The 528-nt window shown below is 58.3% G+C and carries 1 protein-coding gene; it reads right to left on the bottom strand.

Annotation, left to right across the window (positions count from 1 at the left end; genetic code table 11):
- The coding region (locus TU76_RS24315; RefSeq protein WP_157316108.1) for an FAD-dependent oxidoreductase at positions 1 to 513 on the bottom strand (513 nt) is incomplete at its 3' end.
- Between the last annotated feature and the right edge of the window lie 15 nt (positions 514 to 528).

Below are 528 nucleotides of genomic sequence, written 5' to 3'. Positions count from 1 at the left end.
AGCTGGAGAACCTAAGAGTTGACCGGCATCCGGCTTGAAGTAAAAACTTTCGTCGATTCCTATCACCGCAGGCCAGCGTGAAAAATCTACGCCCTCAGGGCCGTCGAAAGTAAATGCGGTACGCCGGCAGGGTTGCAACCCAATCGTCTTCACCCCGCATTGCTGCGCCACCTGGTCGGCCCAGGCACCTGCAGCGTTCACTAGATTGTGTGCCCGCAATTGACGACCGTCGGCCAGCGTCAGTTTCCAGTGCCCTCCCTCACGAGTGGCACTGCTTAGCTGGGCATCGCACTGCAGAATCCCACCCGCACGGCGCATTGCTCGCAAAAAACCTTGATGCAGTGCGTGCACGTCCAGGTCACGGGCTTCGGTTTCGAGCATGACGGGAATGCCGTCACGGATCGGATAGGCCAGGCCTGCGCCTTTGCTGATCAGTTCGGTCTTGTCGGCGCTGAGCTTGAGCGGGCCTTTGCAAACAGGGCAAGCAAGGATATCGAGCAGTTTGGTGTCCATGAGTATTCCCCTGGA

The organism is Pseudomonas psychrophila, assembly GCF_001043005.1.
Taxonomy (GTDB): Bacteria; Pseudomonadota; Gammaproteobacteria; order Pseudomonadales; family Pseudomonadaceae; genus Aquipseudomonas; species Aquipseudomonas psychrophila.
Note: the sequence above shows the minus strand (reverse complement) of the source record. Positions and strands in the feature narration are given on the sequence as shown.